General features: G+C 61.1%; 9 protein-coding genes and 1 pseudogene. 7 read left to right on the forward strand and 3 right to left on the reverse strand.

From position 1 onward, the window contains the following. Positions 1 to 4: 4 nt before the first annotated feature. Both KI235_RS14275 and KI235_RS14280 read right to left on the reverse strand, forming a co-directional pair. Positions 5 to 706 carry a hypothetical protein gene (locus KI235_RS14275; RefSeq protein ID WP_212795831.1) on the reverse strand — a complete coding sequence of 234 codons (702 nt, stop codon included), beginning with the start codon at positions 704 to 706 and terminating at the stop codon, positions 5 to 7. Between the two features lie 1,251 nt (positions 707 to 1,957). After that, positions 1,958 to 7,569: pseudogene (locus KI235_RS14280) on the reverse strand (putative Ig domain-containing protein). A gap of 490 nt (positions 7,570 to 8,059) precedes the next feature. Between KI235_RS14280 and KI235_RS14285 the strand changes: the two are divergent. From KI235_RS14285 to hemN, 4 genes are all read left to right on the forward strand, one after another. Then, positions 8,060 to 9,022 carry an IS110 family transposase gene (locus KI235_RS14285; RefSeq protein ID WP_013692479.1) on the forward strand — a complete coding sequence of 321 codons (963 nt, stop codon included), beginning with the start codon at positions 8,060 to 8,062 and terminating at the stop codon, positions 9,020 to 9,022. A 130-nt stretch (positions 9,023 to 9,152) separates the two neighbouring features. After that, positions 9,153 to 9,596: a hypothetical protein gene (locus KI235_RS14290; RefSeq protein ID WP_212795832.1), complete on the forward strand. Its 444-nt coding sequence runs from the start codon at positions 9,153 to 9,155 to the stop codon at positions 9,594 to 9,596. 95 nt (positions 9,597 to 9,691) lie between these two features. Continuing rightward, the gene (locus tag KI235_RS14295; protein ID WP_212795833.1) at positions 9,692 to 11,065 is read left to right on the forward strand and encodes a coproporphyrinogen III oxidase; all 1,374 of its coding nucleotides are present in this window, start codon (positions 9,692 to 9,694) and stop codon (positions 11,063 to 11,065) included. Continuing rightward, positions 11,062 to 12,450 (forward strand): oxygen-independent coproporphyrinogen III oxidase, encoded by a 1,389-nt coding sequence (gene hemN, locus KI235_RS14300; protein WP_003201404.1) that lies wholly within the window; start codon positions 11,062 to 11,064, stop codon positions 12,448 to 12,450. Before KI235_RS14295 ends, hemN begins: the two co-directional genes overlap by 4 nt. A 199-nt stretch (positions 12,451 to 12,649) precedes the next feature. On the opposite strand, the gene KI235_RS14305 is transcribed toward hemN, so the two are convergent. Beyond that, complete coding sequence (locus KI235_RS14305; RefSeq protein WP_212795834.1) at positions 12,650 to 15,307, reverse strand: excinuclease ABC subunit UvrA; 2,658 nt, start codon at positions 15,305 to 15,307, stop codon at positions 12,650 to 12,652. A 195-nt stretch (positions 15,308 to 15,502) separates the two neighbouring features. Here KI235_RS14305 and KI235_RS14310 point away from each other — a divergent pair, with 195 nt between their 5' ends. The 3 genes from KI235_RS14310 (at position 15,503) to nosZ (ending at position 21,385) form a co-directional block, all read left to right on the forward strand. Further along, a complete protein-coding gene (locus KI235_RS14310) occupies positions 15,503 to 16,981 on the forward strand; it encodes a hypothetical protein (RefSeq protein WP_003201408.1) in 1,479 nt (492 codons plus the stop codon). Between the two features lie 262 nt (positions 16,982 to 17,243). After that, complete coding sequence (locus KI235_RS14315; protein ID WP_028237024.1) at positions 17,244 to 19,412, forward strand: NosR/NirI family protein; 2,169 nt, start codon at positions 17,244 to 17,246, stop codon at positions 19,410 to 19,412. A gap of 53 nt (positions 19,413 to 19,465) precedes the next feature. Continuing rightward, positions 19,466 to 21,385: a TAT-dependent nitrous-oxide reductase gene (gene nosZ / locus KI235_RS14320; RefSeq protein ID WP_003201412.1), complete on the forward strand. Its 1,920-nt coding sequence runs from the start codon at positions 19,466 to 19,468 to the stop codon at positions 21,383 to 21,385. Positions 21,386 to 21,395 lie beyond the last annotated feature (10 nt).

Below are 21,395 nucleotides of genomic sequence, written 5' to 3' on the forward strand. Positions count from 1 at the left end.
GCCGTCATCGCGAGCAAGCTTTGCTCCCACGGTTTGGATCGGTGCCAGCCTGCGATTTCCTTGCCAACATAAATCCCAGTGGGAGCAAAGCTTGCTCGCGATAGCGGTGTGTCAGTCTGCCTTGATGTTGGATGTCCGCCGTCATCGCAAGCAAGCTTTGCTCCCACAGTTTGGATCGGTGCCAGCCTGCGATTTCCCTGCCAACAAAAATCCCCTGTGGGAGCAAAGCTTGCTCGCGATAGCGGTGGGTCAGTCTGCCTTGATGTTGGATGTCCGCCGTCATCGCGAGCAAGCTTTGCTCCCACGGTTTGGATCGGTGCCAGCCTGCGATTTCCCTGCCAACAAAAATCCCCTGTGGGAGCAAAGCTTGCTCGCGATAGCGGTGGGTCAGTCTGCCTTGATGTTGGATGTCCGCCGTCATCGCAAGCAAGCTTTGCTCCCACAGTTTGGATCGGTGCCAGCCTGCGATTTCCCTGCCAACAAAAATCCCCTGTGGGAGCAAAGCTTGCTCGCGATAGCGGTGTGTCAGTCTGCCTTGATGTTGGATGTCCGCCGTCATCGCAAGCAAGCTTTGCTCCCACAGTTTGGATCGGTGCCAGCCTGCGATTTCCCTGCCAACAAAAATCCCCAGTGGGAGCAAAGCTTGCTCGCGATAGCAGCGTGTCAGTCTGCCTTGATGTTGGATGTCCGCCGTCATCGCAAGCAAGCTTTGGTCCCACGGTTTGGATCGGTGCCAGCCTGCGATTTCCCTGCTAACAAAAATCCCCTGTGGGAGCAAAGCTTGCTCGCGATAGCAGCGTGTCAGTCTGCCTTGATGTTGGATGTGCCGCCGTCATCGCGAGCAAGCTTTGCTCCCACGGTTTGGATCGGTGCCAGCCTGCGATTTCCTTGCCAACATAAATCCCAGTGGGAGCAAAGCTTGCTCGCGATAGCGGTGTGTCAGTCTGCCTTGATGTTGGACGTGCCGCCGTCATCGCGAGCAAGCTTTGCTCCCACGGTTTGGATCGGTGCCAGCCTGCGATTTCCCTGCCAACAAAAATCCCCAGTGGGAGCAAAGCTTGCTCGCGATAGCAGCGTGTCAGTCTGCCTTGATGTTGGATGTGCCGCCGTCATCGCGAGCAAGCTTTGCTCCCACGGTTTGGATCGGTGCCAGCCAGCGATTTCCCTGCCAACAAAAGTCCCCAGTGGGAGCAAAGCTTGCTCGCGATAGCGGTGGGTCAGTCTGCCTTGATGTTGGATGTGCCGCCGTCATCGCGAGCAAGCTTTGCTCCCACAGTTTGGATCGGTGCCAGCCTGCGATTTCCCTGCCAACAAAAATCCCCTGTGGGAGCAAAGCTTGCTCGCGATAGCAGCGTGTCAGTCTGCCTTGATGTTGGATGTCCGCCGTCATCGCAAGCAAGCTTTGGTCCCACGGTTTGGATCGGTGCCAGCCTGCGATTTCCCTGCTAACAAAAATCCCCTGTGGGAGCAAAGCTTGCTCGCGATAGCAGCGTGTCAGTCTGCCTTGATGTTGGATGTGCCGCCGTCATCGCAAGCAAGCTTTGCTCCCACAGTTTGGATCGGTGCCAGCCTGCGATTTCACTGCCAACAAAAATCCCCAGTGAGAGCAAAGCTTGCTCGCGATAGCAGCGTGTCAGTCTGCCTTGATGTTGGATGTCCGCCGTCATCGCAAGCAAGCTTTGGTCCCACGGTTTGGATCGGTGCCAGCCTGCGATTTCCCTGCTAACAAAAATCCCCTGTGGGAGCAAAGCTTGCTCGCGATAGCAGCGTGTCAGTCTGCCTTGATGTTGGATGTGCCGCCGTCATCGCAAGCAAGCTTTGCTCCCACAGTTTGGATCGGTGCCAGCCTGCGATTTCACTGCCAACAAAAATCCCCAGTGAGAGCAAAGCTTGCTCGCGATAGCGGTGGGTCGGTCAGCATCCATGCTGTATTGCGGCAAGCCTGCTCAGGGGGCAATCAGGCGGTGAAGTCGCTGGCGTGCAGCTCCTTGACGCCGACCAGTTCGAATTCGAACTCGGGGTGGTGTCGGCGTTGGTGCTGCCGGAGAGGATGCCATCGACGAAGCGCAGTTGGCCGGTGGCGTTGGTGGGGTCGAAGGCGTTGCTGCCGATGAACGTGAAGGCATCGACTGTGGCGGTCAGCGGGTTGGCGTCCAGGCCGGTGAGGTCCAACTTGTCGAACTCCGCGCTCTTGAAACCGTTGATCACATCGCGCAGGGCTCCCACGCCCATGTCCGACAGCGCACCAAATGCGTAGGTGTCCGCACCCGTGCCTCCGGTGAGGTTGTCGGTGCCTGCGCCGCCGATCAACCGGTCATCGCCCGAACCACCCACCAGAGTATCGTTGCCGGCCCCTCCGTCGAGGACGTTCGCCGCGCTGTTGCCCGACAGCGTGTCGGCGTAGGCGCTTCCCTTCAGGTTCTCGATGAATTTCAAAGTGTCGAGCCCAGACCCCACGGTGTTCTGTTGCGCCGACGTCGAGAGGTTGACGGTCACGCTGGACAGCGCGCGTTCAAAGCTCGCCGTGTCAATGCCATCGCGTCCATCCAGTACATTGTTGCCGGCCCCGGCGAACAGCGTATTGTCCAGCGCGTTGCCGGTGCCATTGGCGGCGCCGGTGCTATCGACATACAGGTTCTCGACGTTGTTGCCCAAGGTATAGGCCGCGAGGCTGCTGTGCACGCTGTCGATCCCACCGCTCACGGTATTGCTGTTGGTCTCGATCACGCTGTCATCGGCGTTGTCGACAAAGTAGCTGTCGTTGCCATCGCCACCGCTCATGCTGTCGGCCCCTGCGGCGCCGTCCAGCACGTTATTGGCGGCGTTGCCGGTGATGAAATTGCGCCGTTCATTGCCGGTGCCGTCGATGTCCGACACACCGGTGAGCACCAGGTTTTCCAGATTGGCGCCCAGGGTCCAACTGACCGAGGCTTGCACTGTGTCGATCTGCGAGAGCGAGGTGTTGGTTTCCACCACGCTGTCGAAGGCATTGTCGACCACGTAGATGTCGTTGCCGTCGCCGCCGGTGAGGGTGTCGGCGCCCAGGTCGCCGTTCAGCGTGTCGTTGCCCGAACTGCCCACCAGAGTGTCGTCCTGGTCGGTACCGGAGATCATCCCACCCTGGTTCTGGGCGTTGTCGAAGATGTCCTGCACGCTGTTGTTGTCGTTGGGATCGCCTTGGAAGCCCAGGTCATCGGCAATGTAGTCCGCCAGGCGTTGGCCGACGATTTCCGCCGACTCCTCGTGCAGGTGCCAGACGTCATCGGGGTACACCAGCGGGTCGACTTCGTAGCGCAAGGGCAGGTCGGTGTAGTCCACCGCCAGCTTGACGTCGGCGCGCTCGGCGGCGATGGCCTCCTGGGCGGCGCGCACATAACCGACGCCCTCGACGATGGAAGCGATCTTCTCTTCCGAATAACCCCGGGCTCGGGCCGCATCCTCCTCGTAGTGACCGGTTTCCATCAGGTACACGCTGAAGTTGCCGAATTGGGCGTGCAAGTAGTCGAACACCTTCAGGGTCGCGGCCTTGTAGGCCGCTGCTGCCGCTGCCTTGTCGGTGGCGCGGGCGATTTCCTGGGCGGCTTCCTCGCCCTGGCCCCATATGATGCCCATGGTGACGTTATCGATCGCCTGCAGTTCGGTGCGTTGGTCGCGCAGCAACGTCACCGCCCGCAACAGTGCTGGCCCGGGTTGGTTGGTGTCGGTCAGCCACCAGCACAACTGGAGCTCCTCGGGGCTGAGTGTGGACAGGCCGTTGACCGTGCTGCCGCCCACCGCGATGTCGATGCCATTGCCGTCGGCATCGGTGAACTGGCTGCGCACGTCATAGGTGGTGTAGCGGTTCAGGTCATTGACCAGCATCGAGGTGCCGGACTGGTTGTCGTCCTCGGTCATGCGCAGCAGGCGGGCATTGGATTGGCCGAGGGTCGGCAGGTAGAGAATGTCCTGCTGGGCGCGCTCGCCGAAGACGAAGTCGCTGGCGGTGAGGGTGTTGAGGTAGTTGCCGTTGAGGGCGATCTCGAAGCGATTGCCGTCGGCATCGGCTTCGGCGGACTTGATGTAGGTCTTGTCGCCAGCCGCGTTCAGGGTCATGTACAGCGTGCCGTTGCTGCCATCGCCGAGGCCGAGAAAGCCCAGCCCCGAGACATCGATCTTGTCGACGCCGACGGTGAAGTCATAAATCGTATCAGTGGCCGTGACGCCCCCGGTGTCGTAGTCGCGGTAGCTGTCGGAGAGGTTGCTGTAGCGGAAGGTGTCGGCACCGTCACCGCCGTACAGCGAATCGCGTCCGGCACCACCGTCGACGATGTCCGCGCCGGTGCCGGCCTTGATCGTGTCGTTGCCGCCCAGGCCAAGGATCAGGTCCGCGCCGGTCGTGCCGTTGAGGGTTTCGGCATTGTTGGTACCAGTGATGGTGTTGGCGGGCGCATCGGCCACCACCAGGGCGAAGTTGTCACTGACCGAGGCGCCCGAGGGGTCGGTGGCCTTGACCAGCACGTCGTAGTTGCCTGCCGCAGTGCTGGTCGGGGTACCGCTGAAGGTCAGGCTGGTGGCATTGAAACTCAGCCAGGCGGGCAGGGCGTTGCCGTTGGCGAGGGTCGCGGTGTAGGTCAGCACATCCTGGTTGGCGTCGGTGAAACTGTTGCTGGCCACGGTGTAACTGAACGGCGTGCTTTCACTGGCGTTCTGGTCCAGCAGTGGGGTAGCGACGACCGGCGCCACGTTGGTTGGGTTGGTCTGGTCGGCGAAGACAAAGTGACTGGCCGTCAGGCTGCTGAGGAAGTTGCCTGCCATCGAGACCTCAAACCGGTTGCCGTTGGCATCGACCGTCAGGTCCTTGAGGTAGGTGCGGTTGGTCGACGAACTGTAAGTGACTTGCAGGGTGCCGTTGAGCCCGTTGCCCAGGCCGGTATAGCCAAGCGCCGAGACATCGATCTTGTCCGCAGTCAGGTCGAAGTCGAGAATCTGGTCACTGGCGCTGGTGGAACTGGTGCGGTAGCTGTCGAGTTTCGAGGTGTAGCGGAATACATCGGCCCCCGTGCCGCCGGTGAGCTTGTCGACCCCGGTGCCGCCGACCAGGATGTCGTTGCCGGCGCCGCCATTGAGGGTGTCGTTGCCCGCGCCACCGAACAATTGCTCATTGGCTGCGGTGCCGGTCAGCGTGTCGTTGTTCGGCGTGCCATTGATCACAATGGCGGTGGGAACGTCCTGCACGGCGAGGGTAAAGCTGTCGCTGACGGTGGCGTTGCTGCCGTCGCTCGCGGTGACCTGGATGGCGTAGGTGCCCGACGCAGTGTCGGGTGGCGTGCCGCTGAAGGTGCGGGTGGCGGCATCGAAGACCAGCCAGCTGGGCAGGGCGCTGCCATTGGCGAGTTTGGCGGTGTAGCTCAGGCTGTCGTTGTCCGGATCGGTGAAACTGGTGGCCGGCACCACGTAGCTGAACGGGGTGTTTTCGGTCGCGTTCTGGTCCAGCAGCGGCGTCGCCAGTACCGGCGCCTGGTTGGTCGGCGAGGTGGTGGCAAAGACAAAGTTGGCGCTGGTCAGGGTGTTGAGGTAATTGCCATCCAGCGCCACTTCGAAGCGGTTGCCATTGGCATCGGCCTCCAGGGACTTGATGTAGGTCTTGGTGCCGGCACTGTTGAGCACCAGGTACACGGTGTTGTTCTTGCCGTCCCCCAGGCCGGTGAAGCCCATGGCGGAGAGGTCGATCTTGTCGGCGCTGATGTCGAAGTCGGTGATCAGGTCGCCGAGGTTGGCGCCGCCGGTGTTGTAGTTGCGGTAGCTGTCCAGGCGGTTGGAGAACACGAAGGTGTCCGCCCCGGCGCCACCAGTGAGGGTGTCCATGCCAGCACCGCCGTCGAGCTTGTCGTCGCCGGCGCCACCACTGAGGCTGTCGTTGCCCGCGAGGCCGAGCAGGGTATCGGCCGCATCGCTACCCAGCAGTGAGTCGCTACCGCTGGTGCCGGTGATCACCCGGTTGAAGATAAAGTTGCTGGCGGTCAGGGTACTGGCCAGGTTGCCCGAGAGGATCAGCTCGAAGCGATTGCCGCTGGCATCGGCGTCGAAGTCCTTGATGTAGGTGCGGTTGTTGCTGGCGCTGTAGCTGACCTGCAGGGTGCCGCCACGGCCATTGCCCAGGCCGGTGAAACCGAGGCCGGCGAGGTCGATCTTGTCCTGGGTGACGTCGAAGTCGGTGATGGTGTCATCGAAGCTGGTGGTCGCGTTGCGGTAACTGTCCGACTGAGCGACGAACCGGAACGTATCGGCACCGGTACCCCCGGTGAGTTTGTCGATGCCGGCGCCACCGACGAGGATGTCGCTACCGGCCGCGCCATTGATCGTATCGTTGCCTGCGCCGCCGTAGAAAATCTCGTTGGCGGCGCTGCCGAGCAGGGTGTCGTTGCCCGCCGTACCTTGCACGGTGGTCATGGGCACCGTGGCACTGACGTAGCTGCCGTCGCCATAGACCAGCGTGGCGCCCTTGCTGGTATGGCTGATGGTGTTGGCGATGATGGCGTTGCGGTCGGTGCCGTCTTCGTTGCGCTCTGCCACGCCATAGGTCGACAGGTCGCTGCCGCTGATGATGTTGCCCTGGATGGTGTTATCGCTGCCGTTGAAGTACTTGCCGGACACGCCCAGGGTGTCGTCATAGGACTGGATGATGATTTCCGGTACGGCGCCGCCCAGGGAATTGTTGTTGAGGGTGTTGTCGATGATTTCGACGTGGTTGCTGCCGTAGATGCGGATCCCGGCGCTGCTGTTGTCGTGGATGTCGACGCCGGTGACGGTCACTTCGCTGGAGAGCTTGATCAGCACCCCTTCGGCGCCGTTGCCATACACCTCGCCGCCGGTGATGGTGATGTTGTTGGGCGAGGGGATGTCCTCGCTGCCGCGCTGGATCACGATGCCATTGCCGCCGTTGTCGTAGGCGACGTTATTGGTCATGGTGAAATCGTGGGTGCTGGTGACGACGTTGAAACCGTGGCGGTCGTTGTCGTAGGCGACGTTGTTTTCGAAGGTGCTGTCGCTGAGGAAGTCGGCGACAAAACCGTCCAGGCCGTTGCCGTGGGACACGCTGTTCTTGATGACCATGTTGACGGTTTGCTCGTGGGGGTCGAAACCGTACCCGGAGCAATCCTTGATCTCGACGCTGTCGAGGGTGACGTTGGAGTCGTAGCCTTCTTCGCCGGGAATGTAGCCGTTGAACCAGCCGTCGACCTTGCCGGTGGTGCTGTCGCGGTTGCCGTCGATGGTGAGGTTGCTGACGCCGAAGTCGTGGGTTTCCTCGCCGTAGGCCGAGCGGATGATGCCGGTGATCTTGGTGTCGGAGCCATCGACCAGCTTGACCGTGGTCTCGCCCATGCCGTCGCCGTACAGGTAGACATTGCTCTTGAGCATCAGGCAGCCATCGGAAGGTTCCTCTCCCCCCGAAACGATGTAGGTGCCGGTCGGCATGTACACCTGCCCACCGCCGGCCGCGGCCGCCGCATCAATCGCACTTTGGATGGCTGCCGTGTCGTCGGTGATGCCATCTCCTTTGGCGCCAAAATTTTGTACGTTGAAAATCATGAGCTTATCTCCGTATCAGGCTTAAACCTCGGTAGACGTCAACATTCCATCGACGACCTTCGTGTTATGACCCAGCGGAGCGCAAAAGTTGTGACCGCATATCGGGGAAAGTGTCAAAAAGCCGGACTAACTGATCAGCGGTTGTGTGGAGATTGCGCAGGAGTAACGTTCTGTTGACGCTTTCTCAACGCCGACGATGCCCTTTCTTGTGGGAGCGAGCTTGCTCGCGATAGCGGTGCGCCAGTCAACCTCGATGCAACTGATCCGACGCTTTCGCGAGCAAGCTCGCTTGTATGTTTAGACTTGAAGGGGTGGGCGGGACTAAAAGCTCGATTCCGACTCTAGCCAGTACGGACCGTGGGAGACTTCTCGTCCCGCCCTTTCTACCCAAAGCGCCAATAAGGAATTCATCGGTAAACCGACGATAGAGACAAGCCAGCGCAAAGGTAGACCCCGACAAGCACCTAAACCCTAGCTCCGAGGATTCGTCATGACAATCCTTACCTCGCAGACGGTTGTTGGTATCGATATAGCCAAGGCCGAAATTGTTGTTTATCGCTCTGATCTGCAAGCCATCGACACTATCAAGAATGATCGAACAGCCCTCAAGCGCTGGCTAAAAACGTTGCCCACCCAAAGCGCTCTTGCCGTTGAAGCCACCAATATCTATCACCTGGATACCGTCGAGCTGGCTCACGCGATGGGTCATCAGGTCTATGTCGTGGATGCTTACCGGGTGAGCAACTATCGTCGCGGCATCGGCCAAAGAGCTAAGAACGATCCTTGTGATGCCCGTCTTCTGGCGCGGTATTTGACCAATGAACAGCACGAGCTGCGGCTCTGGAACCCGCCACCGAAGGCTTACACGACATTAAAAAGCCTGCTTCATCGGCGCGCGACGCTGGTCAAGAATCACGCCGGTCTTATGTTGAGCTGGGCCGACGAACCCTTGTTAAAAAAAGCGCTGATTGCTCAGCAAAAAGCGTTCAAAGAGGCGATTCAGGCCATCCAGAAGTTGCTACAAAAAGTTAGCAAAGAGTCGGGAATTGAGGCGAATATCGGCCGCTGCAAAGCCATCGAAGGCGTTGGTGAACTGGTCGCAACTGGGTTGGCGACGAGTTTTATGCGAGGTGATTTTGCGGACAGCGATGCATTTATCGCGTTTTTAGGGATGGACCTGCGGGTCGATGATTCTGGAAAAAAGAATGGTCCCCGATACCTGAGCAAAAAGGGGGATCCAGAAATACGCCGATTAGCTCATATCGCTGCAATGACGGCATGTCGCTCGCCTAGATGGAAACCGTTTTATGAGTCGTACCTGGTCAGAGGCTTCTCAAAAACCCAGGCATTGGTGGTGCTTGCTCGCAAGCTCTGCCGGGTGGCATTTGCCTTGATGAAAAATCAGAGCGAATACCAGCCGAAGCCTATGTTGCAGGGTTGCCCTGCAACATAGAATCTCCCACAGGGTTTGGTGGTGTGGCAGGCAGTGCGGTTTCCTTGATTGGCATCAACCCCACTTTCGGGATGGCGCGATAACCTCGAATAAACCATCGCCCCGCTGAAGAGGGCGACCGAGGAAGCTCATGATTTATCCGCTGTTTCTGACCTTGCACCTGTTTGCCGCGCTGGTTTTCATCGGCACGGTTTTCTTCGAAGTCCTGTTCCTGGAGAGCATTCGCAAGCAACTGCCCACCAAGGTCATGGTGCTGCTGGAGCAAGGCATCAGCCAACGCGCCCGGCAGTTGATGCCGTGGGTGCTGCTGGTGCTGTTCGGCGCGGGCATTGGCATGGTCTGGCTGCGCTATTGGCCGGTGCTGTCGTCGCCGTTGCAGTCATCCTTCGGTTTGCTGCTGGGGCTCAAGATCCTGTTGGCGGGCAGTGTGCTGGGGCATTTCCTCTGGGCCATGTGGCTGTTCAGGAGCGGACGCATGAACGCCCGCTACGTGCACATCATCCATACCAGCGTGTTCCTGCACATGGTCGCGATCGTGCTGCTGGCCAAGGCCATGTTCTACTTCACCTGGTAAGCGCTGGCGCGTGGTTCCAAGGCGCTTGATACAGGTCAAGGTGGCCCGGCGGGTTACCCCGCAAACTGCTTGCGCACAGCCACTCGGAGATTGTCATGTTCGACCCGTTCCATACCCTCGGTGAGCGACCTTCGGGCCGTGCGCCTGTGGTGGCTGATTTCGATTGTTCGGTCGGTACACGTAGATTCCACACAGGCATCGGTTCGCTCGACCTGCTTCGAGGGTTGCGCAGCAGCCGTCAGAAACGACGGCCCTTGTCCCTGGCGGTGCACCTGCCTTCGCGCCTGCGGCTGGCGTCGTGTTCGCCCCTGGCCAGCGACTGCCGCTGCGGTGAGATCGAGGGCTACCTGCAACGCCTGACCTATGAGTTGGGGTTGGTCGGTTGCCACCTGGGCGCAGGGCGGCGCGTCGAGCAGTTTTGCCTGACCGGTGGCACACCGGTGATCGCTCATCTGCAGAAGCTGATGAGTGACCTGCGCAAGCGCTTTGACTTCAGTGAATACGACGGTGGCGACCACAGCATCGAGGTGGACTTGCACCACACCGACTGGTCGACCATGGGCCTGATCCGCGACCAGGGTTTCACTCATGTCAGCATCGGCGTCCCCGACATTGGCGTCGACAGCGACCTGTCGGTCGATTGTTACCAGAATCCGGCTCCGATCCATTCGTTGATCGATGCGGCGCGCACGTTTGGTTTTCGCTCCATCAACATTGACTTGGGTTACGGCCATGCCTGGCAGACGCCCAGCAGTTTCGCCCTGAAGCTGGCGACGCTGATCGAACTGGAACCGGACCGGTTGCACGCTTTCGACTATGCTCGCGCGCCTTATCGTTACCGCTCGAAGAACGCCGGGTTGGCCGGCGACTTTTGCAGCCCGGCCGACAAGGACGCCATGCGGCGGATCTGTTGCGAGCAACTGATTGGCGCCGGTTATCACTACATCGGCCTGGGCCAGTTCGTCAGGGCCGACGATGACCTGGCGGTGGCCCAGGAGCACGGACGCCTGCATCGCAATTGCCAGGGTTTTACCCGTCACGGTTGCTGTGATCACGTGGGCTTCGGTCTATCGGCCATCACTCAGATCGAGCACCTGTACGTACAGAACACCGACGACCTGCATCAGTATTGCCAACAGCTGGATGCCGGGCAGTTGCCGGTCCATCGCGGTTGGCGCTGTGAAGCGCAGGATCAGGTCAAGGCATGTGTGACCGAGCAGCTTTCCTGTGACCTTGAACTCGATATCCCGGCCATCGAGGCACGCTTCGGCCTGGTGTTTCGCGAGTATTTCGCGTCTCTCTGGCCGTCGCTGGAAGCTTTGCATGACCAGGGATTGATCGAACTGTCGAGCCGGTTTATCGGCATCCTGCCTGCCGGGCGCTTGAGCGTCGATGCGATCTGCAATCTGTTCGACCCAGGACTGGATGACGCAGGCCCACACCTTTTTGAAAAGTTGAATCCATCATGAATGCTGTATCCGGTTTCAATCGTGCCCTGGTGGAGAAATACGACCGCCCGGGGCCGCGCTACACCTCCTATCCGACGGCGCCGCAGTTCCACCAGGCCTTTGCCATGGATGAATACCAGCAGGCTGCCCAACGCAGTAACCAGGCACCGCTGCCCAAGTCGTTATCGGTGTACATCCACATCCCGTTCTGCCAGAGCCTCTGCTATTACTGCGCGTGCAACAAGATCATCACGCGCAAGACCCATCGAGCCGTCGAATACCTGACCTACCTCAAGCGCGAAATTGCCCTGCAGGCGACCTTGTTCGACCGCTCGCGCAAACTGACCCAGCTGCACCTGGGCGGGGGAACGCCGACTTACCTGACCCATGAGCAACTGGCCGACCTGATGGACTGCCTGCACCAGTCCTTCGACATGGACGACAGCGACGCCCATGAGTTTTCCATCGAGGTCGACCCGCGGACCATCGATGCGCAACAGATCCAGGGCCTGCGCCAGTTGGGGTTCAACCGCCTGAGCTTTGGCGTCCAGGATTTCGATGCCCAGGTGCAGATTGCCGTCAACCGAGTGCAAAGCGAAGCCCAGGTCGTCGAGCTGGTGGAAGCCGCGCGCCTGGCGCGCTTCAAGTCGGTCAGTGTCGATCTGATCTATGGCCTGCCCTTGCAGACCATCGCCAGTTTTGATGTCACCTTGAGCAAGATCATCGCCCTGCGTCCGGACCGGATCGCGGCCTACAGCTACGCCCACCTGCCGCAACGGGTGCGGGCGCAGCGGATGATCCGGCCAGAAGACATGCCGCCGCCAGAGCGCAAGCTGGAGTTGCTGGAACTGACCATCAATCGCCTGACTGAAGCCGGCTACGTCTACATCGGCATGGACCACTTTGCCTTGCCGGATGACGAACTGGTACGCGCCCGCGCCCAGGGCAGCCTGCAGCGCAATTTCCAGGGCTATTCCACCCACGCCGATTGCGACCTGATTGGCCTGGGGGTGTCCTCGATCGGCAAGGTGGGCGACAGCTACAACCAGAACGTCAAGGAGCTTTCCCAGTATTACGCGCGGCTGGATCAAGGCCTGCTGGCGGTACAGCGTGGTTATCGGCTGAGCGACGATGACCGGCTGCGGCGCGAGGTCATCAGCGAACTGATGTGTCACGCACGCATCGATTTCGGCCAGATCGAGAGCGCCCACGGCATTCGGTTTAGCGAGTACTTCGCCGATGCCCTGGACCGGCTCCAGGAGCTGGTGCGCGACGGGTTGCTGGACCTTCGCGACGACGAGCTGGTGTTGTTGCCCCAGGGACAATTGATGATGCGCAACGTGGCCATGGCCTTCGACGCGTACCTGGGGGCGGACCAGACGGTTCAGTATTCGCGTACGGTCTGAAAACTCAAGCTCGCGCTGGGTCTGTAGGAGCTGGCGAAGCCTGCGATCTTTTGATCGTTCCCACGCTCTGCGTGGGAATGCATCCCGTGACGCTCTGCGTCACCTTCCAGAAACGGAACGCGGAGCGTCCCTGGCGACATTCCCACGCAGGAGCGTGGGAACGATCGACGGGGGGCGTGGGGGGGATTTGGGCCAGGTTTTATCTTCCAGGTTGCAAAGCCCTTTTCAGAAACTCCGCCGTCCGGCTTTCCCGGCAGGCCGCGACTTCTTCCGGAGCCCCGCAGGCCACGACGTTCCCACCTTGGGAACCTGCGCCCGGACCGATGTCGATGACCCAGTCGCTCTGCGCCACAACGCGCATGTCATGTTCCACCACAACCACCGTGTGACCTTCCTCCACCAGGCGATTCAGTTGCACCAGCAAGCGGTCGACGTCCTGGGGGTGCAGCCCGTTGGTGGGCTCATCCAACACATACAATGTCGCCCCCCGGGCCTTGCGCTGCAGTTCTGTCGCCAGTTTGATCCGCTGGGCTTCACCGCCGGACAGTTCCGTGGCCGGTTGGCCCAGGCGCAGGTAGCCCAACCCGATATCCTGCAGCACCTGCAATGAGCGCCTGGCCGCCGCTTGCTCGGCAAACACCTCAAGAGCCTGGTTCACGGTCAGTTGCAGCACCTGGGAAATGTCCAGGCCTTGCCAGCTCACCGCCAGGGTCTGCGGGTTGTAGCGCGCACCATGGCAGGTGGGGCAGGGCGCGTACACGCTAGGCATGAACAACAACTCCACGCTGACAAAACCTTCACCTTCGCAGGTCTCGCAACGGCCCTTGGCGACGTTGAAGGAAAACCGTCCGGCATCGAATCCCAGTGCTTGCGCCTGCGCTGTCGCGGCGAACAGTTTGCGCACGTGATCGAACAGCCCGGTGTAGGTGGCGAGGTTGGAGCGCGGGGTGCGGCCGATGGGTTTCTGGTCCACCTGGACCAGCCGCTTGACCGCTTCAAGCCCAGTGGTAACGCGCCCGCCGCTGGTTTGCACGGGTTCGTCTTCCAGGCTTTGCTCATCGGGTTCGGCGTTGGGGCTGGCCTGGCCCAGGTGGGCGCCGACCAGATCCAGCAGGGCCTGGCTGACGAGGCTGGATTTGCCTGAGCCGGAGATGCCGGTCACGGCGGTGAAGCAACCCAAGGGAAAGGCCGCGCTCAAGTTGTCGAGGTTGTTGCGGGTAATGCCTTCCAGGCGCAGCCAATCCTTGGGCGCTCGGGGGCTGCGTGCCGTGACGTGTTCTTCGGCAAAGAGGTAGGCGCGGGTGCGTGATTCCGACACCTGGCCAAGGCCTGCCGGCGGACCGCTGTAGAGGACTTTCCCGCCTTGTTCGCCGGCGTCCGGGCCGACGTCGATGAGCCAGTCGGCGCGGCGCATGGTATCGAGGTCGTGTTCGACCACAAACACCGAGTTGCCGGCAGCCTTGAGGCGTTGCAAGGCGCCAAACAACGCCTCGCTGTCGGCCGGATGCAGGCCGGCGGAGGGTTCGTCCAGCACGTAGATCACCCCGAACAACTGGGAATTGAGCTGGGTCGCCAGACGCAGGCGTTGCAGTTCGCCGGACGAAAGCGTCGGTGTGCTGCGTTCCAGGGCAAGGTAGCCCAGGCCGAGGTCGATCAGGGTGACGATCCGTTCCAGCAGCTCGGCGGCGATGCGTTGGGCGGCCAGGCGTTTCTCCAGGGAGAGGTTGGGGGTGTGGCGCGCGTCCGGCCCACCCGCGTGCGGGTTGTCGCCCCTGGCGGCGCGTTGCTCGCGGGCTTCTCGGGTTTGCTGGTGGCTGAGGACGTCTCCGGTTTCTTCGGCCTGTTCCAGGTAGTCGGGCGCCAGGACGCCCTTGAGCACGTCGGCCAGTTCAAGCAACGGCAGGTGCGACAGCTCGGCAATGTCCAGGCCGGCAAAGCTCACGGTCAGCGCCTGGCGTTTGAGGCGCTTGCCCTCGCACACGGGACAGGGGCTGGCGCGCATGTATTGCGCCACGCGTTTGCGCATCTGCGCGCTTTGGGAGTGCATGAAGGTGTGCAGCAGGTAGCGTCGGGCGCCGCTGAACGTGCCCTGGTAACTCGGTTCGAGCTTGCGTTTGAGGGCGGCGCGGGTCTGGGCCGGGGTGAGCCCGGCGTATACGGGAACGGTAGGGGTTTGTTCGGTGAAGAGAATCCAGTCCCGCTGCTTCTTCGGCAGGTCGCGCCAGGGGATGTCGACGTCATAGCCCAGGGTCACCAGGATGTCCCGCAAGTTCTGGCCCTGCCAGGCCATGGGCCAGGCGGCCACGGCGCGCTCGCGGATGGTCAGCGACGGGTCCGGCACCATGGACGCTTCGGTGACCTCATAGACTCGGCCCAGGCCATGGCATTGCTGGCAGGCACCCTGTGGCGTGTTGGGCGAGAAGTCTTCGGCATAGAGCATCGGTTGGTCGGCCGGGTAGCTGCCGGCGCGGGAGTAGAGCATGCGAATCAGGCTCGACAGGGTGGTGACGCTGCCCACCGAAGAGCGTGCGCTGGGGGTGCCGCGCTGTTGCTGCAAGGCGACTGCCGGCGGCAGTCCCTCGATGCTGTCCACGTCCGGCACGCCCACCTGGTCGATCAGGCGCCGCGCATAGGGTGCGACGGACTCGAAGTAGCGACGCTGGGCTTCGGCGTAGAGCGTGGAGAAGGCCAGCGACGACTTGCCGGACCCCGACACGCCGGTAAACACCACCAGGGCATCGCGGGGGATGTCCACGTCGACGTTCTTGAGGTTGTGTTCGCGGGCGCCACGCACCCGGACGAAACCGGTGCCTTGCGGCAAGTCAGCGGTTGAAGCGGGGGCGGAGCGTGGGGGCATCGGGCATTCCTTGTGGACGTTGCTGCAACGCTTCAGGGCGTTATGGCGTTGCATTATGGCGATGGCAGAGTGGACTGGATCACAGCGCTGACAATTATGCGACCGGGTTCAACCGTTCGCGTGCGATAAAAATTTACTCCGGGCGCAAGAGATGAGAAAAGCTCTGCAGATTTTTCCCATGGATACGGACGCCTCATGCCTCGATCGAAGTTGTTCTCCACGCTGTTTGTCGCGCTGCTGGTCGGTGCCGCGCTCTGGTACATCTGGATGATTGCCAGCGCCAAGCTGGAGTTGGGCGGCGACAGTCCTGACGAGCAACAAGTCGGCGCGGTGAAGGATACCCGGTTGCGAGCGATGTCCTCGTATTGCACAGGCGTGACGGTGACGCCACAGGGAACCTGGCTGGTAGCGCGCCTGGAGAGGGAGGCCCGAGAGCTTGAACCGTCCGCTGGCGTGTTGGACCTGGATGCGCTGGTCTATGGCCAGCCGAAACAGCCCAATGAAGCGGAAGAGTCTGGAACCTTTGCCGGTTTGTTTTCTCGTGCTGACAAGGAAACCACCTTCATTTCCCACCTGGACGCCCAAGGGCAATTTCAGCTCGTGGCACATGTCAGCGGCAGCGCTTGTATGGTAGCCAGCCCCGACGGGACCAGTGTGTTTCTGCTCACGGGCCTTCGTCGGCCTGAAACGGCGAATACCCATGATCCCGATCAGACCGTGGTCTTTCGCACTGATGATCAAGGCCAGCGCTGGACCTGGTTGACCAAGGGTTGGTTTCCCGAGGCCGAATCGTTGGCCTGGAGCCTGGCTCCCTATTTCCACGGCTCGAATGAAGTCTGGGCCGCAGGCACGCCGGACGCGGTGGATGAAGACAGCGATGAAGAGAAGCCGACTGCCGTTTCCACCGGCGTCTTCTACTCGGCTGATCGGGGGGCGAACAGCGCGTCGATAATGGCGCCCGAGTCGCTGCTGGTGTCCGCCAAATACGCCCACGGCAAACGCCCTGACGTCACTGACTGGGGCACGAATACAGATGAGCATGGGGAAATCCAGACCAACGTCCTGCAACTGGATGCGCAGACGGCCCATATCTGGGTGTCCCAACGCTTCTGGGGCGCCCATCCGGATGGCGTCAGCGACAATATCGCGATCAACGTCACGACACGGGCCCGGCTGCAAGCCAAGGCCGGGCAGTGGCAGGTGGTCGAGGTACAGCGTGACGACAAGCTGTTTGTGAGCAAGCTGATACAGAATGACGCCGGGCGGGTGATTGGGCTGATTGACCAGGGTGATCGCGGGCGAGAGGTTGTCGCCGAACTGGACACCGCCGCACTGACCTGGACGACCATGGGTGACCTGCCCAGTGTGTTTGCCCCCCTGGCATCGCAGACCCAGGTGCGTGGCGACAATCTCTGGTTGGGCCAGAACACCCTTCTGATCAACACGACCAGCGACCACCATCCACCGCGCTGGCTCTACTGGTGGTCGGACGCAAACATCTCCGCCGATGGGGTGTTCTATTCCAAGGATTGGGGGCGCTCCTGGCAGCACCTCGCCATCGACGGTTACCTGGGCATTCTTGGTTTCCAACCGGCGCAGGACCGGGTGTTCTGGGCCAATGGCAACTGGTACGACAACAATGACGGCCGTATCTATTCCTATGGGTTGCGCTGAGCACTGTGGGAACGATCGGGGTGCGGCGACGGTGGAAGATCGTTCTCACGCTCCGCGTGGGAATGCCGCCAGGGACGCTCCGCGTTCCGCTTCTGGAAGGTGACGCAGAGCGTCACGGGATGCATCCCACGCGGAGCGTGGGAACGATCAACACCTTTGGGGCAAGGCTTAAGTTTTTCCCAAGTTGATTTCAATCAAGGGCCGAAGAAGGGGCCGGCCCCTACCATGATCGCCAAGATCCTGTCTTTAAGCCCTGGCGTCCATGACCCCTCACTTTGTGATGCTGCACCTATCCCGCTTCTGGCTCCACGGGCTGTTCGTTCTCCTGCTGTTGTTCACGGGCCTGGCCCAGGCCAAGGACTACGGTGACGTCCCGCAACAGCGCATCCACCATGTCCTGAATCAGACCGACTCGATCTCCGAGCCCGAAGGGCGGTTCAAGGTGCGCAAGCTGTCCGCTGCCGGCAAGGTTGTGGGCTATGTGTTCCAGAGCCTGGACGTGGTGGACATTCCCGCCTATTCCGGCAAGCCGATCAACGTCCAGGTCATTCTCGATCCGGCCGGTGTGATTCTCGATGCCTATGTGCTCGAACACCATGAGCCGATCCTGCTGATCGGCATCGCCGAAGAAAAACTCCACGCGTTCAGCGCGCGCTACAGCGGCATCAAGGTCAACCAACGGGTGGTGGTGGGGCATTCCAGCGATCCGAATGCCGTGACCGTGGATGCCATCGCCGGGGCTACTGTGACGGCGATGGTGGTCAACGAAGTCATCATGCGTGCCGCCCACGATGTCGCGGTGTCCCTGGGCCTGGTCAAGGGTGATGCGGGGTTGGCCGTGGCGCCGGCGCGTGTGCGTGAGGACATCTACGAGCCCGCCGACTGGAAGACCCTGACCGGTAACGGCGCTATCCGCCGTCTGCTCCTGACCCGTGGCCAGGTTGACGCTTCCTTCAAAGGCACTGAGGCCGAACAGGTCGAAACCGCCAGCGGCGAGCAGGTGAACGACACCTTCATCGACCTCTATGCCACCCACCTCAACCCGCCCACCATCGGTCGCAACCTGCTGGGTGAGGCGCAATACCGCACACTGATGGCCGAGCTCAAGCCGGGCGAGCAGGCCATCGCGGTGATGGGCAGCGGTCGTTATTCCTTCAAGGGTTCGGGATACGTGCGTGGCGGCATCTTCGACCGGGTGCAACTGCGTCAGTCCGGCGACACCATCAGCTTTCGCGACTTGGATTTTCAGCGCCTGAATGATGTGGCCCTCGACGACATGCCGGACTTCGATGAAATGGCGATTTTCATCATCCGTGCCTCCCACCGTTTCGACCCTGGTTCACCCTGGACCCTGGAACTGCTGGTGCGCCGCCAGACCGGACCGGTCAGCGGCACCTTCAGCAGTTTCGAGTTGGCCTATCAACTGCCCGAACCTTACCTGGAACGGCCATTGCCTACCGCCGAGCAACTGGCGGCCGCCGAAGAAGCCAGCCGGCCGATGTGGCTGACGCTCTGGTATCAGAAAAGTGTCGAAATCAGCGTGCTTGGCGTAGCCCTGCTGGTGCTGACGGCGATCCTGTTTTTCCAGGACTCACTGGCCCGGCGGCCGACGCTGTTGCATTGGCTGCGCCGCGGTTATCTGGTCTTCACCGTGGTGTTTCTCGGCGGCTACGCCTTGGCCCAGTTGTCGGTGGTCAACGTGCTGACCTTCGTCCACGCCTTGTTCGAAGGCTTTCGCTGGGAGCTGTTCCTCACCGATCCGCTGATATTCATTCTCTGGGTGTTCACCGCCGGCAGCATTCTGCTGTGGGGGCGTGGGGTGTTCTGCGGCTGGCTGTGTCCGTTCGGCGCGTTGCAGGAGTTGATCAACGAACTGGCGCGCAAGCTCAAGGTTCCCCAATACGAGTTGCCGTTCGCCGTGCATGAGCGGCTCTGGGCGATCAAGTACATCATTTTGCTGGTGCTGTTCGGCGTTTCGCTGGAGTCGATGGCCACCGCCGAACGGCTGGCCGAAGTGGAACCCTTCAAGACCGCCATCACCCTCAGGTTCGACCGCCAGTGGTGGTTCGTGGCGTACGCAGTGGGCCTGCTGGTAATCAACCTGTTTACCCGCAAGGTCTATTGCCGCTACGTCTGCCCGCTGGGCGCGGCCCTGGCGATGCCGACCCGGCTGCGGCTGTTCGACTGGCTCAAGCGCCGCAAGGAGTGTGGGAACCCCTGCCAACTGTGCGCCAAGGAATGCGAGATCCAGGCGATTCATCCCGATGGCCGGATCAATGCCAACGAATGCCATTACTGCCTCGACTGCCAGATGACCTGGCACAACGAAAACAAATGCCCGCCGCTGATCAACAAGCGCAAGAAGCGCGGCAAGGCGACCGTGAGCGATCCGCAACTGATTCCCGTGGTGCAGGTGAACCCGGCGCCTTGAGGCACCCCAATGGCCTGTCCCTTGACCCTTTCATTCTTCATGGAGCACACAGCATGAGCGATAAAAAAAACCAAACCCCGGGCTCGGTGGAAGAACCCAGGGGTGTCAGCCGGCGCAGTTTTCTCGGCACTGGCGCGGTAACCGGTGCCGTACTGGCCGGCGCGACGGCGCTGGGGGCCGGGACGTTCACCCGTGAGTCCTGGGCTGCGGCGGCCAAGGAGGCCAAATCCAAGATCCACGTCGGGCCCGGGGAGCTGGACGAATACTACGGTTTCTGGAGCGGCGGCCACCAGGGCGAGGTGCGGGTGCTGGGCGTGCCGTCGATGCGTGAGCTGATGCGCATCCCGGTGTTCAACGTCGATTCGGCCACTGGCTGGGGCCTGACCAACGAAAGCAAGCGCATCCTGGGTGACAGCGCCAAGTACCAGAACGGCGATTGCCACCACCCGCACATCTCCATGACCGACGGCAAGTACGACGGCAAATACCTGTTCATCAACGACAAGGCCAACTCGCGGGTCGCGCGCATTCGCCTGGACATCATGAAGTGCGACAAGATCCTCACCGTGCCCAACGTGCAAGCCATCCACGGCCTGCGCCTGCAAAAGGTGCCGTACACCAAGTACGTGTTCGCCAACGCTGAGTTCGTGATCCCGCACCCCAACGACGGCCACACCTTCGACCTGCAGGACAAAAACAGCTTCACGATGTTCAACGCCATCGATGCCGAGAAAATGGAAATGGCCTTCCAGGTGATCGTCGATGGCAACCTGGACAACTCCGATGCCGACTACACCGGCAAATACGCCGCCAGCACCTGCTACAACTCCGAGAAGGCCTACGACCTGGGCGGCATGATGCGCAACGAGCGCGACTGGGTGGTGGTGTTCAACATCCCGCGTATCGAGGCGGCGATCAAGGCCGGCAAGTTCATCAACCTGGACGGCTCCAAGGTGCCGGTGGTCGATGGCCGCAAGACCGATGGCAAGGACTCCGAATTCACTCGCTACATTCCCGTGCCGAAGAACCCCCACGGGCTCAACACTTCGTCGGACGGCAAATACTTCATCGCCAACGGCAAGCTGTCGCCCACGGTTTCGATGATCGCCATCGACCGCCTGGACGATTTGTTCGCCGACCGCTTCAAGGACCCACGCGAAGTGATTGTCGCCGAGCCGGAACTGGGGCTTGGGCCGCTGCACACCACGTTCGACGGGCGCGGCAATGCCTATACGACCTTGTTCATCGACAGCCAGGTGGTGAAGTGGAACATGGACGAGGCCATCCGCGCCTACAAGGGCGAGAAGGTCAATTACATCAAGCAGAAACTCGACGTCCAGTACCAGCCCGGCCACAACCATGCGTCCCTCACCGAAACCAGCGAGGCGGACGGCAAGTGGCTGGTGGTGTTGTGCAAATTCTCCAAGGACCGCTTCCTGCCCACCGGCCCATTGCACCCGGAGAACGATCAGTTGATCGACATTTCCGGTGAAGAAATGAAGCTGGTCCACGACGGCCCGGCCTTCGCCGAACCCCATGACTGCATTCTAGCCCGGCGCGACCAGATCAAGACCCAGAAAATCTGGAACCGCAACGATCCGTTTTTCGCCGACACCGTGGCCCGGGCGAAGAAGGACGGCATCAACCTGGAAACCGACAACAAGGTCATCCGCGACGGCAACAAGGTGCGGGTGTACATGACGTCGATGGCGCCGGCCTATGGCCTGACGGAATTCACCGTCAAGCAAGGCAACGAGGTGACGGTGACTATCACCAACATCGACCAGATCGAAGACGTCACCCATGGTTTTGTCATGACCAACCACGGCGCGAGCATGGAGATCAGCCCGCAACAGACCTCATCGATCACTTTCACCGCCGACAAGGCCGGCTTGCATTGGTACTACTGCAGCTGGTTCTGCCACGCTCTGCACATGGAAATGGTCGGGCGCATGCTGGTTGAAAAGGCCTGAGACGGCTCGT

The organism is Pseudomonas sp. St386 (genome assembly GCF_018325865.1).
In the GTDB taxonomy this organism is placed as follows: Bacteria; Pseudomonadota; Gammaproteobacteria; order Pseudomonadales; family Pseudomonadaceae; genus Aquipseudomonas; species Aquipseudomonas brassicacearum.